This is a genomic window from Kitasatospora misakiensis (genome assembly GCF_042656005.1).
In the GTDB taxonomy this organism is placed as follows: Bacteria; Actinomycetota; Actinomycetes; order Streptomycetales; family Streptomycetaceae; genus Kitasatospora; species Kitasatospora misakiensis.
In genome coordinates this window covers 377,530-399,136 of sequence record NZ_JBHSOF010000001.1, presented here as the reverse complement: position 1 = coordinate 399,136, position 21,607 = coordinate 377,530, and the positions used below count along the sequence as shown (strand labels likewise).

Below are 21,607 nucleotides of genomic sequence, written 5' to 3'. Positions count from 1 at the left end.
CGGCAACCTTTCCGCTCCCCGGCGCCCACTGGGCAGTGCAACGTCGAGTCGATCAACCGAATGGATGGCAATGAGGGCAACGAAGCACGCCGCCCCGCAGTCAGACCGCAGGCGCGGACTGGTCATGGGCATACCGATGGCGCTGGTGGCGGTCGGTGTGCTGGTGTGCCTGGCCTTCGTGCTCCTGCCGGGCGGCGGCAGCGGCAACGGTGACGCCGGCACCGGGCTGGCGGCCGCCGCGTCCGTCGCCGCCACCGAGCCGGGCACCCCGTCGGGCTCCACCGACCCCGCCGCCACCACGCCCCCGGCCGCGCCGACCTCGGCCGCCGCCTCCCCGGCCCCCTCCTCGGCCACCGCCTCCCCCGCGCCGTCCTCGGCCGCCGGTACCCCGGCCAAGCCCTCGGCCACCGGCACCCCGTCGCCTTCGGGCACCCCCACGCCGCGGCCGTCGGCCACCACGGCCGCCGCGTCGCCGTCGCCCTCGGCCGCCACCAGCGCCGCCCGGACCGCCCCGGTCGCCGCCTCGCTGGCCGGCCGGATCAAGCCCGGCGCGAGCTACCAGGGCGTCGCGACCTCCTACGACGCCGCCGACGGAAACGGCGCCTGCTCCTTCGGCCCGTCCGGTGATCTCATGATCGCGGCGATGAACCACACCGACTACGAGTCCTCCAAGGCCTGCGGGGCGTCCGTGCTCGTCCGCGCCGCCAACGGCGCCAGCATCACGGTGCGCATCGTCAACGAGTGCCCGCTGCCCTGCGCGCCCGGGCAGCTCGACCTCAGCCACGAGGCCTTCAGCAAGCTCGCCGAGCTCTCGGTGGGCCGCCTCGCGGTCACCTGGTCGCTGCTGAGCCCCGACACGGCGCCGGGCACGATGTCCGTCCGGTACAAGACCGGGTCCTCCCAGTGGTGGTGCGGGATCCAGGTGATCGGCCACCGGAACCCCGTGGCGACACTGGAGGTCAAGACCGCCGGCGGCGGCTGGCAGTCACTGTCGCGTTCCGACTACAACTACTTCCTCTCCCCCGACGGCACCGGGTGCGGCGGACCGATCAGGGTCACCGACATCTACGGCGAGCAACTGACCGTCGACGGGCTCGCGGTGAAACCGGACGCCGTGCAAGCCACCCGCGTCCAGTTCGCGCGGCATTGAGTGCGCCGCTCACCCGCCGGCCGACGGCGTTCTCCGGCCGGCGCGGCCACCTCACGGGCCCGCCGAAGGGCACTGATACGCTCGTGCCTCTTGTTAACGCTCACACAGGGAGAGGGCGACCGGGGGAAATGCTCCTCGATGACGCGTCCGTGGAGTTCCACGACTTCTTCGAACGCCACCACGCCGAACTCGCCCGTCTCGCCCACCTCCTCACCGGTGAGAGGGACGCGGCCGACGACATCGCCGCGGACGCCCTGCTCGCCCTGTGGCAACGCTGGGACCGGCTCCGCGCGGCCGAGCACCCGCTCGCGTACGCGCGCGGGGTGGTCGCCAACATGGCCCGGGCCCGGATCCGCAGCGCGATCCGCGAGCGCCGACGGGTCCTGCTGTTCTGGTCCCGCGCGCCCGAGAGAACCGACGGCCCGGACATGGCCGCCGTGCTGGACGTCCGCACGGCGCTGGACCGACTGCCGTTCCGCAAGCGGGCCTGTGTGGTACTGCGCCACGCCTTCGACCTGTCGGAGAAGGACACCGCCCTCGCGCTCGGCATATCGGTCGGTACGGTGAAGAGCCAGACCTCGAAGGGAATGGCCGAGTTGCAGAAGGCACTCGGCGCACACGCGGTCGGCGAACTGGTGACAGGAAGGAGGAACCGGTGAACGACGAGCACATCACCTGGCAGCTGCGCGAGGCCGCCGAGGCCCACCAGCCCGACCGCGCACGGATCCTGGCCCGGGTCGAGCGCGGCATGGCCGGACCTCCGGCCCGCCACCGCACCCGATCGGGCCTGCGGTCGTGGCCCAAGGCCGCGCTGGCGGGCCTCGCCACCGCCGGCATCCTGGCGACCGGCGGTCTCGCGGTCGCCGGCATCGTCCGGACCCCGCCGCCGGACACCGCCACCACCGCTCCGGTCGCCCCCGCGACCACGACCACGACCGCCCCCGAGCCGACCCCCGCGGATCCGCCGAGCGCGGCCGCCCCGGCACCGGCGCCGGCCGCGACCAGCCCGGCCGGTCCGCGCCCGTCCCCGACGGCGAGCAACCGGACCCAGAACGGGCCGCTGTGGTCGGAGGGATCGATCGACCCGCACAGCACCATCTACTGGGGACAGAACAACCTCACCCTCAAGACCAGCCAGCCGCTCACCTCGCTCACCGTCGAGCTGCGCGTCGCGCAGACCGGCGACGTGCGGGACGCCGGCAACTGGCGGACCCTGCCGCCCGACGACTTCAACGTCACCGTCCAGGAGTCCGGCGGGGCGCTGGTCTACCGCTGGGTGCTCAAGCCCGGCAAGACGGTACCGGCCGGCCAGCACGAGTTCGCCGGTCAGTACAACCACGCGACGGGAGCCCGCGGCGCCGCGGGCGACAGCTACCGGGTCGAGGCCAAGTCGGCCGACGGCTCCGCGACCGTCCAGGGAGGCTTCACTCCCGCGCGGTGAGGGACCGCACGGAGCCCCCGGTGCCGACCGGCACCGGGGGCTCCGGCGTCCCGTGCGTCCCGTGCGTCCCCTGCGTCCCCTGCGTCCCCTGCGTCCATGACGCGCGACTCATGAAGCGGTTCCACGCCAAGGCGGCCGGCTCCGGGCACCCTGCCCGGAACCGGCCGCCTCTATATGTCTCCCCGCGGCGGGCTAGCCTTCGGCCGGCGGGTGCAGCTCGCCGCTCCGGGCGACCTGGGCGTACCAGCGGGCGCTGGACTTGGGGGTGCGGTTCAGGGTCGCGTAGTCGACGTGGACCAGGCCGAAGCGCTTCGCGTAGCCGTACGCCCACTCGAAGTTGTCCAGCAGGGACCAGGCGAAGTAGCCGCGCACGTCCGCGCCGTCGGCCACCGCGCGCTGGACGGCCTCCAGGTGGGAGTGGAGGTAGGCGGTGCGCTCCGGGTCGTCGACGGTGCCGTCGGCGCCGACCTCGTCCTCGTAGGCCGCGCCGTTCTCGGTGACCATCAGCGGCAGGCCCGGGTGGCGGCGGGCCAGTCCGGTCAGCAGCTCGTGCAGGCCCGACGGGTCGACGGCCCAGCCCATCGCCGTCCGCTCGCCGGGTGCCGGGTGGAAGCCGACCCGGTCCGCCCCCGGCCAGGGCGTGGCCGTGCCGCCGCCGTGGCCGTCCTCGCGGACGGGGGCCTCGCCCTCGGCCGTCCCGGAGACGACGGTCGGCGTGTAGTAGTTGACGCCCAGCCAGTCCAGCGACTGGTGGATCTCCTTCTGGTCGCCGGAGCGGACGAAGGACCAGTCGGTGAGGTGCGCGGTGTCGGCCAGCAGGTCCTCGGGGTAGGCGCCCTCCAGCATCGGGCCGAGGAAGACCCGGTTGCCGACGGCGTCGATCCGGCGCGCGGCGTCCTGGTCGGCGGCGGACGGGGTGAGCGGGCGCACCACGTGCAGGTTGAGCGAGACCGACAGCTGCGCGGCGGCGGGCAGCACGCCCCGCAGCGCCGTGACGGCCAGGCCGTGGCCGAGGTTGAGGTGGTGGGCGGCCCGCAGGGCGGCCACCGGGTCGGTGCGGCCGGGGGCGTGCACGCCGGATCCGTAGCCGAGGAAGGCGCTGCACCAGGGCTCGTTGAGCGTGGTCCAGTGGCTGACCCGGTCGCCGAGCGCCTCGCCCGCCAGTGCGGCGTACTCGGCGAACCGCTCGGCGGTGGCGCGCTCCGGCCAGCCGCCGGCCTGCTCCAGCTCCTGCGGGAGGTCCCAGTGGTAGAGGGTGGCGACGGGCGTGATCCCGGCGGCGAGCAGCTCGTCGACGAGGCGGCGGTAGAAGTCCAGGCCCTGCTGGACGCCGGGGCCGTGGCCGGTGGGCTGGACGCGCGGCCAGGAGATGGAGAAGCGGTAGGCCTTCAGGCCCAGCTCGGCCATCAGCCGGACGTCCTCGCGGAAACGGTGGTAGTGGTCGACCGACACCTCGCCGGTGTCGCCCTGGTGGACCTTGCCGGGGGTGCGGCAGAAGGTGTCCCAGATCGAGGCGGTGCGGCCGTCCTCGGCGGCGGCGCCCTCGATCTGGTAGGCGGAGGTGGCCGCGCCCCAGAGGAAGCCGGTCGGGAACCTGCCGGGCGTGGTGGTCGTGGGGAGGGGGTTGGTGGGGGGAACGGGCATGGTTCTGCTCCGACGGTGAGGGGTTTCGGTCCTCGGACGGTGGGGCCGAGGGGGTTTCGGTCCTCGGACGGTGAGCCCGAGGGGGGTTCAGTTCTTGACGGCGCCGGCGGTGATGCCGCCCACGATGTGCTTCCCCAGGACGGCGAAGACCAACAGCAGCGGCACCGTGGAGATGAGCGCGCCGGTCAGCACGATCGCCTGGTCGACGCTGTGGTTGCCCGAGCCGAGGCCGGCGAGCGCGACCTGGAGCGTGGGGTTGCCGTCCGGGGTGAGGGCGATGAAGGGCCAGAAGAAGTCGTTCCAGGCCTGGACGAAGACCAGCATGCCGAGCACCGCCATGGCGGGTCGCGCCACCGGGAACACCACGTGCCAGACGATCCGCAGGCTGTGCGCACCGTCCACCCGGGCGGCCTCGACCAGCTCCACCGGGAGGGCTTCGATCAGGTACTGCCGCATGAAGAAGACACCGAACGCGGCGACCAGCGAGGGCAGCACCACCGACTGCAGCTGGTCGACCCAGCCCAGGTCCGTGATGATCTGGTAGAGCGGGATGACGCTGAGCTGCGGCGGGACGGTCATGGTGGCGACGACCACGGCGAGCAGCGCGTTGCGGCCCCGGAAGCGCAGTTTGGCGAAGGCGAATCCGGCCAGGGTCGCGAACACCACGGTGGACAGGGCCACCAGGCCGGCGACCACGGTGGTGTTGATCAGCGCCCGGCCCATGTCGACCTGGTTCCAGGCGAAGGCCAGGTTGTCGAACAGGTGCCCGCCCGGCAGCAGGGGTGCCGGGGCCTCGACCACCCGCTCGCCGGTGTGCGAGGCGGCGACCAGGTTCCAGTACAGCGGGAAGAGCGAGACCACGGCGGCGAGCACGAGCAGGACGTAGGTCAGCGGGCCGGCGTGGTGCTGGCGGCCGGCGGCCGGTCGCCACCGGGGACGGGGCGCGGATGCGGTGCTCACGGGTTCAGTCCCTCCTGCGGCGGACACGGACGACGAGCGCCTGTACGGCGCCCACGGACAGCAGGAGCAGCAGCATCACCCAGGCGATCGCGGAGGCCTGGCCGAGCGCCCCGGTCACCCAGCCCTTCTCGTACATCAGCAGGCTGAGCGTCTGGAACTGGTTGCCGCTGCCGCCGCTGACCCCCAGGCTGCCGCCGAACAGCATGGGCTCGCCGAAGAGCTGGGTGGCCCCGATGGTGGACACCACGATGGTGAACAGGATGGTCGGGCGGATCGACGGGATGGTGACGCTGAAGAACTGCCGGGCCCGGGAGGCCCCGTCGAGCGCCGCCGCCTCGTACAGGTCCTGCGGGACGGCCTGCATCGCGGCGAGGTAGATCAGCGCGTTGTAGCCCGTCCAGCGCCAGGTGACGATCACCGAGATGGCGATCTGCGAAGGCCACTGGGAGGACTCCCAGGAGACCGGGTCGAAGCCCACCCAGCCGATCATCGTGTTGATCAGCCCGTAGTCGCTGTTGAACAACTGGGCGAAGACCAGCGTGGCGGCGGCGATCGAGGTCGCGTACGGCGCGAGCACCGCGACCCGCAGGAAGCCCCGGCCGCGCATCTTGTAGTTGAGCAGGTGGGCCAGGCCCAGGGCCAGCAGCAGCTGGGGCACCGTGGAGATCACACCGATGGTGAAGGTGTTGCCGAGGGCGTTCCAGAAGAAGTCGCTGTCCCACAGGGCGGTGTAGTTGCCCAGGCCGCGCCACTGGGCCTCGCCGCCCAGCTCGACCCGGTGCAGGGAGAGCCAGCCGGTGTAGATCAGCGGGAAGAGGCCGAAGGCCGCGAAGCAGAGGAAGAACGGGGCGACGAAGGCGTACGGCGCCGCCTTCACGTCCCACCGGTGCAGCGAGTAACGCCGGGCGCGGCCGGGCGGGCGGCTCTTGGACGGGCTGGCGTCGGACGGGAGCGGGGTGTCGTCGGCGGCCGTCCGGACGGGGCTGGACACGGGGAGTCCTTCCGGTCGGTGGGTGAGGGGAGGGCCGGCGGGTGGCCGGCCCTCGGTGGCCCCGCTACTTCTGGATCTTGTCGTCGATCAGCTTCCCGACATTGGTCCACGCCTGGGCGGGATCGGTGCCGCGCTGTTCGATGTCGAGGATGCCGTTGTCGGTGACGAAGGTCTTCACCTGGCCGTCCCAGCGGCTGATCGGCACGGCCTTGATGCCGGCGGCGGCCTCGGAGTAGATCCGGCCGACCGGGGTGTCGCCGAAGAACGGCAGGGTGGCGTCCTTCACGGCCGCGGAGGCCAGGGTCTCCTTGGTGGAGGGGATGTTGCCGTTGACGGCGAAGACCTTGGCGTGCTGCGCGGGCGCGGTCAGCCAGGCCGCGAGCTCGGCGGCCTCCTTGACGTGCGGGCCGGACTTCGGGACGCCGAGGAAGGAGCCGCCCCAGTTGCCCGCGACCGGGGCCGGGGCGATGTCCCACTTGCCCTGGTTGTCGGCGCCGGCCTGGTCCTTGATGATGCCGGTCATCCAGCTCGGGCAGGCGACGGTGGCGAACTTGTTGTTCTTGAAGCCCGCGTTCCAGGTGCCCTTCTCGTCGAACTGCCGGAGCTTGGCGGTCAGTCCGCCGGTGGCCGCGGCGGTGGCGACCTCCCAGGCCTTCTTCACGCCGGGGCTGTTCTTGTAGTCCAACTCGCCCTTGGCGTCGGCGTACTGGACCTTCTCACTGGAGATCACGGCGTTGAAGAGTCCGCTCGCCGAGTCGTGGAAGGCGGTGCCCTCGGGCGCCTTCGCCTGGTAGCCGCGGCCGGCTTCGAGGAACTTGTCCCAGCTGCCGGCCCAGAGCGCGCCGACCTGGGTGCGGTCGGTCGGCAGCCCGGCCTTGGCGAAGAGGTCCTTGTTGTAGCAGATCGCCATCGGGCCGATGTCGGTACCGAGACCGATCACCTTGCCGTCCGCGGTGGTGGCCTGCTTCTCCTTCCAGTCCAGGAAGGCGCCGAGGTCCGCGCCGCCGGTCTTGCCGAGGTCCTCCCACTTGCCCGCCAGGGTGGACGCGGTGGCCTCGGCGATGTAGCCGACCTCGATGGCCTGGATGTCGGCGAGGCCGCTGTCCCGGGAGAGCCGCAGCTTGAGCGTGTCCCAGTACTTCTGGCCGTCCGCCACGTTGGACTCGACGATCTTGATGTTGGGGTGCAGCTTCTCGTACTCGGCGTAGAGCTTGGCGCCGGTCTCGTTGTCGTAACCGAAGGAGCCGAAGGTGCCGATCCGCAGGGTCACGGTGCCGCCCTTGCCGTCCGCCGTCGCATCGCCGCCGCTCTTGCTGCCGCCGCTGCTGCTGCAGGCGGCCAGCAGGGCGGTGCTCGCGGTCAGCGCGGCGAGCGCGGTGAGGCCTCGACGTCTGGTGGTGATGGTGCGCATTCCACTCTCCTTGTCCGGGGTGGTGCCGGGGCCCGGGTGGTGGCCCCGAATGCGTGGGAGCGCTCCCACGTCACATGCGGAAGGTTGCTTCCCCGGCCGATCCGGTGTCAAGAGATGAAACCGAATTACCTTCAGGAGTCCCGCTGTTGGCACCCCGGCGCTACTTCCTGAACGCGGAAGGGACGTGGCGGCGCCGCCTCCGGTGACCTACGATGCGCACTCAGGCGGGCGGGAGAACGAGGTTGGCGGAAGGCGCGTGGGACGTGGGCGGACGGCAGACCGGAAGGCCGACCCTGGAAGAGGTCGCGGCCCGGGCCGGGGTCGGGCGCGGCACGGTGTCCCGGGTGATCAACGGTTCGTCACGGGTGAGCGAACGGGCGAAGGAGGCGGTGGAACGGGCCGTCGCGGAGCTGGGCTACGTACCCAACCGGGCGGCCCGCGCGCTGGCCGGCAGTCGGACGGACGCGATCGCGCTGGTCGTCACCGAGACCGAGGCGCGGGTGTTCGCGGAGCCCTACTTCCTGGACATCATCCGCGGGGTGAACGCCGAACTGGCCTCGGCGGACAAGCAGTTGCTCCTCACCCTGATCCGTACCGAGCAGGAGCGGCAGCGCTTCGAGGAGTACCTCGCCGCGCAGCGGGTGGACGGCGTGCTGCTGGTCTCCGTCCACCGGGACGACCCGCTGCCGGACCAGGTGCGCGCGCTGGGCGTGCCGGCCGTGCTCAACGGGCGCCGCTCGCCGCAGGAGCCGGTGGCGTACGTCGACTCCGACAACGTCGGGGCCGGCCGTTCGGCGGTGGCCCATCTGGCCGAGCGCGGGCGGCAGCGGATCGCCACCATCACCGGCTCGCCGGACCTCGACGCCGGGCACGGCCGGCTGGCCGGCTACCGCGAGGCGCTGGTCGCGGCGGGGCTTCCGGTGGACGAACGCCTCATCGCCACCGGGGACTTCACCGAGGACGGCGGCCGCCGGGCGATGCGCGAGCTGCTGGAGCGCTGCCCGGATCTGGACGCCGTGTTCGCCGCCTCCGACCTGATGGCGGTCGGGGCCCTCTCCGTCCTGCGCGCCAGGGGTCTGGACGTGCCCGGTGACGTCGCGCTGGTGGGCGTGGACGACTCGCCGGTCGCCCGCCACCTCGACCCGCCGCTGACCACCGTCCGCCAGCCCATCGAGGAGATGGGCCGGCGGATGGCCGGGCTGCTGCTGCGGCAGATCGCCGGTGAGGACCGGGGGCCGTCCCGTCTGGTGCTGCCGACGGAACTGGTCGTGCGGGAATCCTCCTGAGGGGTGGCCGGCCGTCCGGAACCCCTCGCGGGGCTCCGGACGGCCGGGTCGGTTCGGCGTTGGGTCGGTTCAGCGCCGAGTCGGTTCGGTGCCGGGTCAGAGCGCCGGGTAGGCGTTCTTCATCAGCTCCTGGAACTGCGCGGGGAACCACTCCCCCGCCAGCGGCGAGTCCGGCAGCGCGCCGGACATGCTGTTGTTGTTCCGCGGGTTGCCGGTGTACGTCGGGTCGCACATCCGGTCGAAGCCCTTGCCGTCGTTGTTCGGGATCTCCTTGCTGGCCCCGTCCGACTCCCCCGGCGGCTTCATCCAGACGTACGCGTCGATGCCCGCCGCCGGGGCCGTCTGCGGCCGCTCACCGAGGCCGGCGCCCGACTGGTTGCACCAGTTGCCGGTCTGGAACCGCCGGTCGATGCGTCCGCCGTCCACGTACGCGTCGACGCCGGTCCGCGGCCCGGGCCCGGCCGGCCGGGCGGTGCCGCCCCAGCCGTTGCGCGAGGTGTCGATCAGCATGCCGAGCTTGGCGTCGAAGCCCAGCGAGACCAGCTTGGTCCGCAGCCCCTGCGCGTAGGAAAGCTCGTCGACGTACCGGTTCCAGTCGACCCACTTGGACTGGCGCACGGAGGTGCCGTTCACGCTGTCGTCGATGGTGAAGTTGGTCTCCTTGAGCGCGCTGTAGTTCGCGGTGTTGACGATGAAGCCGTGCACGTTGCCGAGGGTCGAGCCCTCGGCCGTCGCGGCCTGCTTGAACAGCTCGGCGGACGAGCCGAGGTTGTCGTCCCAGCCGAGCCAGCCGTGGTGCCCCGCGTCGACGTAGTTGTACACGTTGGGCACGGCGCCCAGCTTCTTGAGCGCGTAGCCGACGCCCGTGATGTAGTTGCCGTTCGCCTTCATCACGTCGCACGCGGGGGTCGCGGTGGCCCGCGGCGTGGTGTTGGTGGTGAGGTTCGGCAGGGAGTCGATCTCGACCGCGGTGACGATGCGCAGCCCCGCGTACTTCGGGTCGGCGAGGATCGCCGCGAGCGGGTCGATGAACTCCGTCTTGTACCGGCCGATCTCGGTCGGGCCGAGCTCGCCGTTGGAGGCGAGCGCGGAGCAGTCCCGGCCGGGCAGGTCGTAGACCACCAGCTGGACGACGAGTTCGCCGCTGCCCTTCTGCTTGAGCGCCTCGTCGAGGTGGGCCCGCAGACCCATCTTGCCGTTGGCGCCGGTGACGGCGGCGATCCGGTCGAGCCAGATGCCGGTGGGCTGGCCGGAGACCCTGGTGCCGCCGGGCTCGGCGGCGGCCTTCGCGGACCACTCGGGGTTCACGTAGACCTTCGCGCCGGCGTACGGGTTGTCGACGCGGCTGCCGGGCGGGGTGGTGGGGGTGGCGGTCGGGGTCGCCGTGGGGGTCGCCGTCGGGGTCGCGGTCGGCGTCGCCGTGGGGGTGGCGGTGGGTGTCGCCGTGGGGGTGGGCGTTGTGGTGGTGCCGTTGCAGAGCACGCCGTTGAGCTTGAAGGCGGTGGGCACGGGGTTGGCGCCGCTGTACGAGGCGTTGAAGCCGAAGGAGGTGGAACCGCCGCTCGCCAGGGTGCCGTTGTACGAGACGTTCTGCGCGGTGACGGCGGCGCCGGACTGGCTGATGGTGGCGTTCCAGCCCTGGGTGACCTGCTGCCCGCTGCCGAAGGTCCACTCCAGGGTCCAGGAGCTCAGCTGGTCACCGGTGTTGGTGATGACGACGTTGGCGCCGAAGCCGGTGTTCCACTGGTTGGAGATCTGGTAGTCGACCCGGCAGCCGGCCGCGGCGGCGCCCGCCGAGTCGGTGAGCACGGTCGCGGTGGCGCCGGTCGCGGCGAGCAGGCCGAGGGCGGCGAGCAGCGCCGTCCGGCCGGTGCGCAGCCGGTTGACGGCGGGGTCGGTGGTGCGGGTGGTACGGGTGGTGCGGCTCATGGTGTGGGGGGTTCCTTTCCGAGGTGCCGTGCAATTGCCGTGCAGGTGCCGTGCGGTGGCCGGTCAGCGGTCGTTCGGGGGCCGTTCAGTGACCGTTCTGGGCGCGCAGGTGGTCGCGCAGTCCGATCCCGAAGGCCGTGGGGGTACCGTCGTAACCGCTGATCAGCGCGGGGCCGGAGGAGCAGTCCCAGGTGTTCCAGGTCCAGCCCAGGTAGGAGAGCCCGCGGTCGTCGGACCACTTCATGACGCGGTCGACGAACGCGTGCCCGCAGGTGTTCTCGCCGATCTCGCCCGCCACGAGCGGGACGCGGGCGGCGACCGGAGCCAGGGTGGAGGTCCAACAGGTCTCGCTGGCACAGGAGTTGAAGTTGTACACGTGCCAGGCGGCGGCCAGTTGGCCGGTCGGGTCGGAGGGGGCGTGGGCGAGCCAGCCGCTCAGGTCGTTCGAGTAGGCGATCCCGGGGACGAGCACGACGTTGCGCGCGCCGGTGGCCCGGACGGCGTCCACGAGGTCCTGCATGCCGGCCACCTCATAGTCGATGCCCGGGCAGGCACCGCCGTCGCGCCAGCAGGACCAGGCCTGTTCGGTGGTGGCCGTGGCCCGGTCCGGGTAGGGCTCGTTGAACAGGTCGAAGACCACCCGGCGGTCGTCCTTGAAGGTGTTCGCCACCGAGGTCCAGAAGGCCGGGGCGTAGCGGGCGTCCGGCATCGGCTTCTGGCAGGACGCGTGGACGTCCGAGCAGCCCGCCGAGTTGCCGGTGTACTGGCCGTACGACCAGTGGAGTTCGACCACCGGGGTCATGCCGTGCGCCAGGACACGGGCCACCAGCTCCTTGACGGCGCCGACGTAGGCGGCGCCCCGGTACTCGGGCCGGATGTTGTCCAGGCCGAGCCAGCACTCCTCGTTGAGCGTGATGCGGACGGTGTTGGCCTTCCAGTCCGCGATGGCCCGGACGGCCGCGTCGTCCACCGGGCCGTCGAAGATGCCGTGGCCCTGGACGCACATGAACTCGCCGCCGGAGCGGTTGACGCCGAGCAGGCGGCGGGTGGCGCCGCCGGCGTCGGTCAGCCGGTTGCCGCTGACGCTGAGCTCGGGTGCGCCGGCGGTCGGGGTACCGGTCGGCGTCGGGGTGGTCGGGGTCGTCGTGGGTGTGGTCGTGGGCGTCGGGGTGGCGGTGGTCGTCGGGGTGGGGGTCGGGCTGGCCGTGGGGGTCGGGCTCGGGGCCGAACCGCCGCCGCAGGGAAGGCCGTTGAGGGTGAACCCGGCCGGCGCGGGGTTGCCGCCGGACCAGGAGGCGATGAGGCCGAGGCTGACACTTTCGCCGGTCCCGATCGAGCCGTTCCAGCTCTCGTTCACGGCCGTGACCGCGGCGCCGGACTGGGACCAGGTGGCACCCCAGCCCTGGGTGACGCGCTGACCACCGGGGAAGCCGAAGCCGAGGCTCCAACCACTGGTGGGCGCGGCGTTGTTGGTGACGACGACGGAGGCCTGGAAACCGCCGTCCCACTGGTTGACCGTGGAGTAGGCCACGGAGCAGCCGGGCGCCGAGGCGCTCGGGCCCGCACCGGCCGCCGTGGACACGGACACGGCGCCCACCAGGGTGAGGACCGCGCCGCCGAGCAGCGCCGCGAGACGTGGGGGGTGTCGCATGAGCGACTCCTTGCAGCGAGGACGCGCCGCTCCCGGCGCGCCGACTGACGGAACCGCTCCCACTGGTGGCCTGACCGTAGCGCCAACCACCGCCAAGGAAAAGAGGAGTTACCGGGTTTTGTCGGTATTGGCGTTCAACCCTTCACACCTCTTGACCGACCCTGGGGCATCCCTCACAGTGGGAGCGCTCCCACTGGACAGCACCGCCGGTCGAGCGCGGTCTCGGAACACCGCGAAGAGCCGCCCCGGACAGGGCCCAGGACAAGGCCACGTCCGGTCGCGGGTGATCACGCTCGACTGCGGACCCACCGCCGGCGGTGACGGCAGCCCCCACCCCGCACGGAACACCTCGACATCGGCCGGCGACGGCCCGCCACCACGCAAGGCGGCATTGACAAGGCCCGTCACCTGGCCAAGATTTGACCGGGACACGCCAGGATCGGCTCCGGCTGATTTGTTAGCGCTAACAGAAAGGTCGACGGTCAGCCGGTCCGCCCAGCGGGAACGTGCGGCCGGATACCGGCCCGCACACGTGTCAGGACGAGGAACCGGCCCCCACCGACGCCTCGGAATCCCCCACCAAGAAGGAGAACGATCCGTCATGCCAGCGCTCAAGAACAAACCCCGCCTCCGCAACGCCCTGACGACCGCCGCGTGCCTGGTCGTCAGCTCGATCGCCGTCGTCACCGCGGCCCCCACGGCGCAGGCCGCCGGGACCACCCTCGGTACGGCGGCGGCCGACAGCGGCCGGTACTTCGGCACGGCGGTGGCGGCGGGCAGGCTCGGCGACCCGACGTACGCCGGCATTCTCGACCGGGAATTCAACATGGTCACCCCGGAGAACGAGATGAAGTGGGACACCATCGAGCCCTCCCGCGGGTCGTTCAACTTCGGTGCCGCCGACACGATCGTCAACCGCGCCCTCTCCCGCGGCCAGAAGATGCGCGGCCACACCCTGGTCTGGCACTCCCAGCTGCCCGGCTGGGTCGGCTCGATCAGGGACGCCAACACCCTGCGCAGCGTGATGAACAACCACATCACCCAGGAGATGTCCCACTACAAGGGCAAGATCTACGCCTGGGACGTGGTCAACGAGGCCTTCGCCGACGGCGGCAGCGGCCAGCACCGCGGCTCCGTGTTCCAGGACGTGCTGGGCGACGGCTTCATCGAGGAGGCCTTCCGCACCGCCCGCAACGTCGACCCCGGCGCCAAGCTCTGCTACAACGACTACAACATCGAGAACTGGACGGACGCCAAGACCCAGGGCGTCTACCGGATGGTCAAGGACTTCAAGGCCCGCGGCGTGCCGATCGACTGCGTCGGTCTCCAGAGCCACTTCGGCGCCGGCGGCCCGCCGTCCAACTTCCGGACCACCATCTCCAGCTTCGCCGCGCTCGGAGTGGACGTCCAGCTCACCGAGCTCGACATCGCCCAGGCCTCCGCGAGCGCCTACACCAACACCGTCCGGGACTGCCTCAGCGTCGCCCGCTGCACGGGCATCACCGTCTGGGGCATCCGCGACAGCGACTCCTGGCGCGGCGGCGAGAACCCGCTGCTGTTCGACAACAACGGCAACAAGAAGGCCGCCTACAACGCGACGCTCAGCGCCCTGGGCGGTGGCGGCGGGAACCCGAACCCGGGCGGGGAGATCGTCAACGGCGCCGTCTACACCCTCACCGGCGTGGGCGCCGGCCGCGTCCTCGACCAGCCCGCCGGACAGAACGCCAACGGTACCCAGCTCCAGGTCTGGGACCCCAGCGGCGCCTCCAACCAGCAGTGGCGGGCCAACAAGAACGGCGACGGCTCCTACACCCTCACCAACATCGCCAGCGGCAAGGTCCTGGACCAGCCGGGCAACCAGACGGGCAACGGCACCAGGATGCAGGTCTGGGACTCCAACAACGGCGCCAACCAGCACTGGAACGCCGCCCGGAACAGCGACGGCTCCTACACCCTGAGCAACGTCGCCAGCGGCCGGGCCCTGGAGACGCCCGGCAGCCAGAACGCCAACGGCACGGCCGTCCAGGTCTGGGACTCGAACGGCGGCGCCAACCAGCACTGGAACTTCCGGTGAGCTGAGCCCCCGCGGGGGCACCCGGCTCCACCGGAGCCCTTCGCCCCCGTGGGCGAGCAGGCGGCGGCCGTGCTCGCCCACGGGGGCCACCCCGACCACGTCCCGGCGCCACGAGGTGCCCGGGAGGCGGTCGGGGTGCGGCGCGTGGGCCGTCTCCCCTGGCGACCGGATCAGGTGCCGGGGGCGGTGCCGTGGAAGGTGCGCCAGAGCAGGCCCCGGTCGGGGGCCCGAGGTGAGGAGGGCGGTTCGTCCGGCCAGGCGCCGACGTACCAGAGGTGGACGAGGGCGTGCTCGTCGCGGACCCGGTGGGCGAGCAGGGTGCGGTGGTGCTCGTGCGCCATGCCGGTGTCGCGCAGTTCGTCCTCGTCGAATCCGGTGAGCTCGGCGGAGAGCCGCAGGAACGCATCGAAGTCGGCCGGCTCCAGCAGGTCCGCCGGCCCGAGCGGGCCGTCCTCGTCCGGCTCCGGGGGGCCGTAGTCGGCCGGACCGGACAGGCGGTGGTGGTAGTCGTCGAACGTTGGCAATCCGCACCCCCAGGGTGAGCACGTCACGTCCCGGACATGACGGTCGACCGGACGCTCCGCATCTGACAACCGACCGGGTGTACCGGTGTACTCCCGATCCCTCCGGGACCGATGCTGCCCCGTCGCCACGCCCGGGAGGATTCTTCGACCACAATCGATCGATCCCGATCACTTCGTTCACGTCCCGCCGCCGTCCTGCGATCGATTGACTGTCGGATCGAATGCCAAAATGACCGGCGTGGACCGTTCGGGCCCCGTCGCCCGGGTGGCGCAGCATGGCGCGCGGGCTCCCCGGCGGGCTGCGATCTTCGGAGCACGCGCGGGTTCGCCGCGCCCCCGGTGTCGAGCCCTGGAGGCCCCGATGTGGCAGGCTCCCCCCGCAGCCACCCCGTACCCGCGTGAGTGGCTGCCCGCGCTCGACCTGCCCGCGCCCGGACCGCAGAACCGGCTGACCGTGTTCTTCCGGCTCCTGCTGCTGATCCCCCAGTTCATCGTGGTCTGGGTGCTGTCGGTGGTGGCGTTCGTGGTCACGGTCATCGGCTGGTTCGGCGCGCTCGTCCTCGGCCGGCTCCCCGGCTTCGCCGCCGACTACCTGTCCTCGTACCTGCCGTACGAGACCCGGGTGACGGCGTACCTGATGCTGACCGTCGACCGCTATCCGCCGTTCGCCTTCCGCACGCCCGACCACCCCGTCCAGGTCGAGCTCAAGCCCGGTGAACTGAACCGGCTGGCGGTGCTGTTCCGGCTGATCCTGGTCATCCCGGCGGCCGTCGTGCAGGGGCTGCTCTACGCGGGCTGGTGGATGGTCGGCTGGATCAGCTGGCTGGCGGTGCTGATCCTGGGGCGGATGCCGCAGCCCCTGTTCGAGGCGACCGCGGCCGTGCTGCGCTACCGGATGCGGTACCTGGCCTACCTGGTGATGCTCACCTCGGCCTACCCGAAGCAGCTCTTCGGCGACGAACCCGGCTCGGAGCCCGGCGGCCCGGTCTCGGCGACCCGGCCGCTGGTCATGAGCGGCGCCGGCCGCGGCCTGCTGGTGGCCTTCCTGGTGCTCGGCCTGCTCTCCGGCGCCATCAGCTCGATCACCACGAGCATCCACGACGATGACGACGACGGGGACAAGAACGTCACCGGCCCGCTGCTCCCCGGGCCTCCGACCGGCTGACGGAGCACGGTCGGCGGTCCGGGTGCGGTCCGAGCGGGCGTGCTCGGACCGCACCCGTTCAGACCGCGCCGACGGCCGCGCCCGGACTCGTCGTCCGCGCCTGCCGCCGGTGTCGGCGGTGCCAGAAGGGCCGGTCGGGCCAGCGCCGTTCGAGGGCGTAGTAGGCCGCGTGGTTGCGCCGGTAGGCCGCGAGGACGTCCGTGACGGCGGCGGCGTAGCGGTCGTGGGCGTACGGGTCGCCGGCTAGGTGGGCGTCCACCGCGAGGCCGGCGGCGCGGCCGGTGTACAGGGCGGTGAGGATGCCCTGGGAGGACAGCGGGTCGAAGCCGGCGGCGGCGTCCCCGGCGGCCGTCCAGCCGTCGCCGTGGACGCGGTTGAGGCGGGCGGTGTGGGCCGGTGCCCGGGTGGGCGCCGGGTGCGGCGGGAACGGGTGGGCGGCGGCGCGGGCGGCGGTGGGACCGGTCCGGGCGAGCCGGTCGCGGAAGAGCTCAGGCTCGACGCGGGCGGCGGGCAGGTCGGCGTCGGTGAACGAGGCGAGCAGCAGGTGTCCGCCCGGCAGCGGTGCGCTGTACCACCAGCCGTCCGGCACGGCCTCGACCAGCGTGGTGCTGTCCGCCGCGCCACCGCCGGGACCGAGCACCAGGTGCGTCCCCACCAGCCGGTCGCCGACGAGCCGGCGGGCGCCGTGCCGGGTGGCGACGGCGGCCCGGCGGCCGGTGGCGTCGACGATCCAGCGGCAGCGGACCACCTCGCCCGGGTCCGCTGTCCCGTCCACGGCCCCGCGCCCGCCGGCCAGGGCGAGGCTCCAGGTGCCGTCGGCGTGCCGGCCGGCCGGGCGCGCCGTCGCCGCACGGACCTCCGCCCCCGCCACGGCCGCCGCCTCGCGCAGCCGCCGGTCGAACAGCGGCCGGTCGAGGTGCCAGCCGGGCCCGTGCGGGTCGTTGATGCTGTCGACCGAGCCCGGGACCTCGGAGCCCCACACCGAGCGGTTGCCGTAGCAGGCCAGGTGGCCGTCCCCGGGGACGGTGTCACCGGCCCCGAGGTCGCGCAGCAGCACCCGGGCCACGGCGGGCAGGGCCTCGCTGACCGCCGGCGGCCCGCCGGGGGCGTCGGCGAGCAGCACGCCGCGCCCCCGGTCGGCCAGCGCGAGGGCGGCGGCCGCGCCGGCCGGGCCGCCGCCGACGACGACCACCTCGTACGACGACGTCACGAGCCGTCCTCGCCCGCCACCCCGGCGTCCTCGCCGAAGGGGTCGAGCTTGTCGAAGTAGCCGATGGTGACCTCGTGCGGGGCCCGGCCGGTGAGGGCGAGCACCTCGCCGGCCGCCTGGGTGCTCAGGGCCTCGGCGGCGAGGGTCGCGGCCGGTACGTGGATGGAGATCAGGTTGCGGTTGTCGGGGACGCCTTCGAGCGCGAACCCGGGGACCGACTCGACCTGGATCCGCTCCGGGAACCGGCCGTCGCCGACGGTGTACGGGCGGACCTCGACGATGCCGAACGCGTGCCACTCGGCGACGGCCTGCTTGAGCTGCTGGCCGTAGCTGCCCTTGAGGCCGCGCAGCCAGGAGGCCCGCCGGGCGAACGCGGCCTCGCGGCCGTCCTCGTCGGTCTGGGTGATCTCCTTGTTGACGATCCGGTAGTCGCTCTCCTTGAGGACGTGGTTGGGGACCCGGGCGGGCCAGAAGGTCGGCAGGTAGGGGTCGTAGCGGGGGCCGAGGTTGTTGCCGGACTCGTAGCCGGAGCGGCAGCTGGCGGTGTCGGTCTGCCAGGGCACGGCCATCCAGCGGGTCAGGTCGCCGGGGCCCTGCTCGTGCAGGGGCCCGTCCTCGCCGAGGGCCCGGGCCTGGGTGAGCCGGTCGCCGTAGTCCGGTTCGACGCTGCCGGCCGGCCGGTGGCGGATGCGCAGCGGCGCGCTGTACAGCGTGGTGTGCCGGATCGGCCAGGTGACCTCGCAGCCGGGGTGGAAGGCGTCGGCGAGGCAGAAGTCGAGGGCGGCGCGGTCGAGCAGGGCGGGCTGCTCGGCGACCGGCGCGTCCTCCAGCCGCTGCGGGAAGCCGGGCCAGGGCAAGGCGTCGAACTCGCCCTTCGTCCAGGAGAGCAGGACGGCGTCCTGGGTCGGGGAGACGGTCAGGTACTGCAGGAGGGAGAAGGGGCCGCGGCCCTTCATCCCGTCGCCGTAGATCCACGGCCAGGGCACCGGGGAGCTCCCGTCGCGCTCGGGGTCGCGCAGCGAGGTGTACACCTGCCGGCGCAGCTCCTCGTGGGTGGGCGAGGGGCTCGCGAGTGCGGCGAGGCGGTCGGGGGCGAGGAAGTGCTCGGGCCCGCCGAAGCCGAAGTGCGTGGCGAACCCCTTGTTGACCCACTGGAGTTCGCAGAAGCGGTGCAGGATCGGTTTGACGTCCCGGTCGAAGTTGACGGTCTTCGGCGGTTCCAGGGTGCCCTGGGTGACGAAGAGGTCGTACAGCAGGTCGTACAGGGTGCGCACGGTCCTGACGTCGGGGGCGTAGTTGGGCGGGGCGACCACCACCCAGGCGGGGTCGACCCGCAGCGGCGTGCCGCCGACGGTCACGGTGGCGGTGACCGGGCCGTCGGAGGTGTCGTCGCACCAGCCGTCGTTGTTGCCGTAGGAGTGGAGCTCGCCGCCCTTGGGGTTGCGGGAGGTGCCGAGGCCGCCGAGGACGATCAGCCGGCCGGCCTCGTCGGTCTGCATCCGGCCGAGCGGGACGGGGGTGCCGAGGAAGGAGCCGCCGGCGAACTCGACGGTCTCCGTGCTCCCTGCCGGCAGGGTCTTGGGGCCGGGGTCGATGATCAGGCTCGCCCGGTCGGTGACCTTGGCGTTGCGCCACGGCTCGGGCTTGTCCTTCATGTCGGGGATGTCCAGCGGGAGGCTGAACTCGTACCAGGCGGCCTTCTTGTTGGCCACGTGCACCGACCACTCGATACTCACGTCCGGCTGGTCGGCGGTCAGCTCGCGCACCACGCGGCCGTCGGCGGTGTAGCCGTAGATCCGGAAGCGGGCGGCCTGGCGCTTGATCGCGCCCTGGTCGTCCTTGTAGAAGCCCGGCTGCTCGGCCGGCGGGTCCGGGACCTCGGGGCCGAGGAACCAGCCGTCCTCGCGGGTGCTGTTGCCCACCCGGGCGATGCCGATGGCGGGGTGGATCCTGGCGAAGGCGATGTCGTCGGTCAACGGGCGGTCCTCTCGGCCGAGGGGCGCGCCGTCCGGCGGACCGAACGGTTCGGCGGTCTTCGACGCCGGGTTGCCCCACTGTCCTGGATCTTCGGTAGACGAACCAGGACAGTGGAGGGCGCACCCGGGTGAAGCGTGCGGCGGGCCGCCGGGGGCCGGGGGCCGGAGCGCGGACGGACCCGGAACGCGGACGGACCGGTCGGCACGACGCGCGGGGAGTCGCGCCGACCGGTCCGGGGCGCCGTCCGTGCTGCCCGTGGGTCGGACGGCGGGTGGGTCCGGCAGGTGTCTAGAAGGTCAGGTTCCAGGCGTCGACGGTGCCGACGTCGCCGGAGGCGCCGTCCTTGACGCGCAGCTTCCACGTCCCGTCGGCCGTGCTCGCCGAGGCGTTGACAGTGTAGGTCTTGGCCACGTCGTCGGCGCTGTCGCTGTTCGCGAAATCCTCCAGCAGGAAGACCGTGCCGTTCGGCGCGACCAGGGAGAGCACGAGGTCACCGCGGTAGGTGTGCTTGATGTCCACGCCGACCTTGAGGGTCGCGGGGGCGTTGCCGCCGACGCCGGTGACGGTGAGCGGGCTGTCCACCGTCGCGTTGTCGGCGATCGCCACGTCGGTCTGGGTCTCGAAGAACTTGCCGGTCGGCGGGGTGCTGCCGCCGACGGCCTTCAGCGCGTCGACCTGGCCCTCGCCGAAGAAGGCGTTGTTGGCGGTGGTGCCGGTGCAGCGGCTGTCGGAGGGGCAGGCCACGTCGTTGGCCTGGCTCGCGAGCCGGGCGCGGATGTCGGCCGGGGTGAACGACGGGTTGGCGCTCGCGATCAGCGCGGCGACGCCGGTCACGTGCGGGGAGGCCATCGAGGTGCCGCTCTTGGTGCCGTACTTGCCGCCGGGCAGCGTGGAGTACACGCCGGTGGAGCCGTCACCGCCGGGCGCGGCGACGTCGATGACGCCCCGGCCGTAGTTGGAGTACGAGGCCTTGCCGGTGCCGCTGGCCATGGCGGAGACGGTCACCACGCCGGGCAGCTCGGTCGGGATGTCGATGCAGGCGTTGGTGATGGTCCGGGTGACCTTGGTGGAGTCGTTGGGGCTCTCGCTGTCGGTGGTCTTGTTGGCGAGGTCGTAGTTGGAGTTGCCGGCCGCCGCGATCTGGAGCGAGCCCTTGCCCTCGGCGTACTCCTGGGCGCGCTTGACGCCCTCGATGATGGCCGCCTGGTCCAGGTTGTCCGGGCAGTTGAACTGCCACGGGTCGGTGTAGTAGCTGTTGTTGGTCACCTTGAAGCCGTGGTCGCCGGCCCACACGAAGCCGCAGACGGTGTTCTCGGCGTAGAACAGCGTGCTGGTCGGCTCCGCGATCCGGACCGCGGCGATCTTGACGCCGGGGGCCACGCCGACGACGCCCTTGCCGTTCTTCGCGGCGGCGATGGTGCCGGCCACGTGGGTGCCGTGGGTGTCGACGTCGCGCCAGGCGCCGGTGCGGGTGTCGGCCTTGCCGTAGGCGCAGGAGGCCGAGTCGGCGGCGTCGAAGTTGGGCGCGAGGTCCTGGTGCTGGTCGTCGACACCGGTGTCCAGCACGCCGACCTTGACCGTGGGCGAGCCGGTGGAGACGGCCCAGGCCTGGTCGGCCTTGATCTGGGTCATGTCCCAGCGGTTGGTCTCGGTGAGGGTGGTCGCCGACTGGGCGGGGTTGGCGGGCAGCGCCGGGTTGTAGGCGTCGGCCGGGACGTCCGAGGTGCGGGTCGCGCCGACCTGCTGGATGCCGGCCACCCCGCGCAGGGTGGCGGCGAAGGTGCCGCTGGTCGAGTGGGCGACGACGACGCCGATCGCGTCGTAGCTCGCGAAGACGGTGCCGCCGTTGGCGGTCACCGCGGACTTGGCGGCGGCGACGTCGGCGGGGGCGCTGATCACCAGGTAGGCGCGGGTCCCGGCGGCCCACGCGGCGGCGACGGCCGGGGCCTGCGGTGCGGCGGGGGCGGCGGGCGCGGCCTGGACGGGCGGAACGACGGGCGTGGCGGCCTGGACGGCGGGGGCGGCGGGCGACGCGACGGCCAGGGTCGCGGGGGTGGCCAGCGCCGCGGCGGCCAGCAGGGCGAGCGCGGCCGTGGGGCGGCCGACCCGCCGGGATATCAGGGGTGACACGTGCGTCCTCCGATCGGGGCCCGTGCTTGAGGGGATCACACGGGGATTGAACGCAACATGCCAG

General features: G+C 72.6%; 15 protein-coding genes and 1 pseudogene. 6 read left to right on the top strand and 10 right to left on the bottom strand.

Going from position 1 to position 21,607, the window contains the following annotated elements:
• Positions 1-124: 124 nt before the first annotated feature.
• The 3 genes from ACFP3U_RS01595 (at position 125) to ACFP3U_RS01585 (ending at position 2,591) form a co-directional block, all read left to right on the top strand.
• A complete protein-coding gene (locus ACFP3U_RS01595) occupies positions 125-1,150 on the top strand; it encodes an expansin EXLX1 family cellulose-binding protein (protein WP_380223233.1) in 1,026 nt (341 codons plus the stop codon).
• 128 nt (positions 1,151-1,278) lie between these two features.
• Positions 1,279-1,809 (top strand): SigE family RNA polymerase sigma factor, encoded by a 531-nt coding sequence (locus ACFP3U_RS01590; protein WP_380223232.1) that lies wholly within the window; start codon positions 1,279-1,281, stop codon positions 1,807-1,809.
• The gene (locus ACFP3U_RS01585) at positions 1,806-2,591 is read left to right on the top strand and encodes a hypothetical protein (RefSeq protein WP_380223231.1); all 786 of its coding nucleotides are present in this window, start codon (positions 1,806-1,808) and stop codon (positions 2,589-2,591) included. Before ACFP3U_RS01590 ends, ACFP3U_RS01585 begins: the two co-directional genes overlap by 4 nt.
• Positions 2,592-2,783: 192 nt before the next feature.
• Here ACFP3U_RS01585 and ACFP3U_RS01580 read toward each other — a convergent pair whose 3' ends face one another.
• The 4 genes from ACFP3U_RS01580 to ACFP3U_RS01565 form a co-directional block, all read right to left on the bottom strand.
• Positions 2,784-4,235, bottom strand: a complete 1,452-nt coding sequence (locus tag ACFP3U_RS01580) for a GH1 family beta-glucosidase (protein WP_380223230.1) — start codon at positions 4,233-4,235, stop codon at positions 2,784-2,786.
• Positions 4,236-4,322: 87 nt separating this feature from the next.
• Positions 4,323-5,195 carry a carbohydrate ABC transporter permease gene (locus ACFP3U_RS01575; protein ID WP_380223229.1) on the bottom strand — a complete coding sequence of 291 codons (873 nt, stop codon included), beginning with the start codon at positions 5,193-5,195 and terminating at the stop codon, positions 4,323-4,325.
• 4 nt (positions 5,196-5,199) lie between these two features.
• Positions 5,200-6,186 carry a carbohydrate ABC transporter permease gene (locus ACFP3U_RS01570; RefSeq protein ID WP_380223228.1) on the bottom strand — a complete coding sequence of 329 codons (987 nt, stop codon included), beginning with the start codon at positions 6,184-6,186 and terminating at the stop codon, positions 5,200-5,202.
• Between the two features lie 64 nt (positions 6,187-6,250).
• Complete coding sequence (locus tag ACFP3U_RS01565; RefSeq protein WP_380223227.1) at positions 6,251-7,597, bottom strand: ABC transporter substrate-binding protein; 1,347 nt, start codon at positions 7,595-7,597, stop codon at positions 6,251-6,253.
• A 263-nt stretch (positions 7,598-7,860) separates the two neighbouring features.
• Here ACFP3U_RS01565 and ACFP3U_RS01560 point away from each other — a divergent pair, with 263 nt between their 5' ends.
• Entirely contained in the window at positions 7,861-8,883 is a 1,023-nt protein-coding gene (locus tag ACFP3U_RS01560; RefSeq protein WP_380223226.1) for a LacI family DNA-binding transcriptional regulator, read from the top strand.
• Between the two features lie 96 nt (positions 8,884-8,979).
• On the opposite strand, the gene ACFP3U_RS01555 is transcribed toward ACFP3U_RS01560, so the two are convergent.
• Positions 8,980-10,812, bottom strand: a complete 1,833-nt coding sequence (locus ACFP3U_RS01555; RefSeq protein ID WP_380223225.1) for a glycoside hydrolase family 6 protein — start codon at positions 10,810-10,812, stop codon at positions 8,980-8,982.
• Positions 10,813-10,897: 85 nt separating this feature from the next.
• Positions 10,898-12,463: a cellulase family glycosylhydrolase gene (locus tag ACFP3U_RS01550; RefSeq protein WP_380223224.1), complete on the bottom strand. Its 1,566-nt coding sequence runs from the start codon at positions 12,461-12,463 to the stop codon at positions 10,898-10,900.
• 601 nt (positions 12,464-13,064) lie between these two features.
• On the opposite strand from ACFP3U_RS01550, the pseudogene ACFP3U_RS01545 reads away from it, so the two are divergent.
• Positions 13,065-14,534, top strand: a pseudogene (locus tag ACFP3U_RS01545) (glycoside hydrolase family 10 protein); the annotation flags it as partial.
• A gap of 173 nt (positions 14,535-14,707) precedes the next feature.
• On the opposite strand, the gene ACFP3U_RS01540 reads toward ACFP3U_RS01545, so the two are convergent.
• On the bottom strand, positions 14,708-15,061 hold the full coding sequence (locus ACFP3U_RS01540) for a hypothetical protein (RefSeq protein WP_380223223.1): 354 nt from the start codon (positions 15,059-15,061) through the stop codon (positions 14,708-14,710).
• Between the two features lie 361 nt (positions 15,062-15,422).
• Here ACFP3U_RS01540 and ACFP3U_RS01535 point away from each other — a divergent pair, with 361 nt between their 5' ends.
• On the top strand, positions 15,423-16,226 hold the full coding sequence (locus ACFP3U_RS01535; protein ID WP_380223222.1) for a DUF4389 domain-containing protein: 804 nt from the start codon (positions 15,423-15,425) through the stop codon (positions 16,224-16,226).
• A gap of 58 nt (positions 16,227-16,284) precedes the next feature.
• Here ACFP3U_RS01535 and ACFP3U_RS01530 read toward each other — a convergent pair whose 3' ends face one another.
• From ACFP3U_RS01530 to ACFP3U_RS01520, 3 genes are all read right to left on the bottom strand, one after another.
• Positions 16,285-17,436: a tryptophan 7-halogenase gene (locus ACFP3U_RS01530; RefSeq protein WP_380223220.1), complete on the bottom strand. Its 1,152-nt coding sequence runs from the start codon at positions 17,434-17,436 to the stop codon at positions 16,285-16,287.
• Positions 17,433-19,412 carry a LodA/GoxA family CTQ-dependent oxidase gene (locus ACFP3U_RS01525; protein WP_380223218.1) on the bottom strand — a complete coding sequence of 660 codons (1,980 nt, stop codon included), beginning with the start codon at positions 19,410-19,412 and terminating at the stop codon, positions 17,433-17,435. The genes ACFP3U_RS01530 and ACFP3U_RS01525 overlap by 4 nt, the downstream gene beginning before the upstream one ends.
• Positions 19,413-19,701: 289 nt before the next feature.
• A complete protein-coding gene (locus ACFP3U_RS01520; protein ID WP_380223217.1) occupies positions 19,702-21,543 on the bottom strand; it encodes a S8 family serine peptidase in 1,842 nt (613 codons plus the stop codon).
• Between the last annotated feature and the right edge of the window lie 64 nt (positions 21,544-21,607).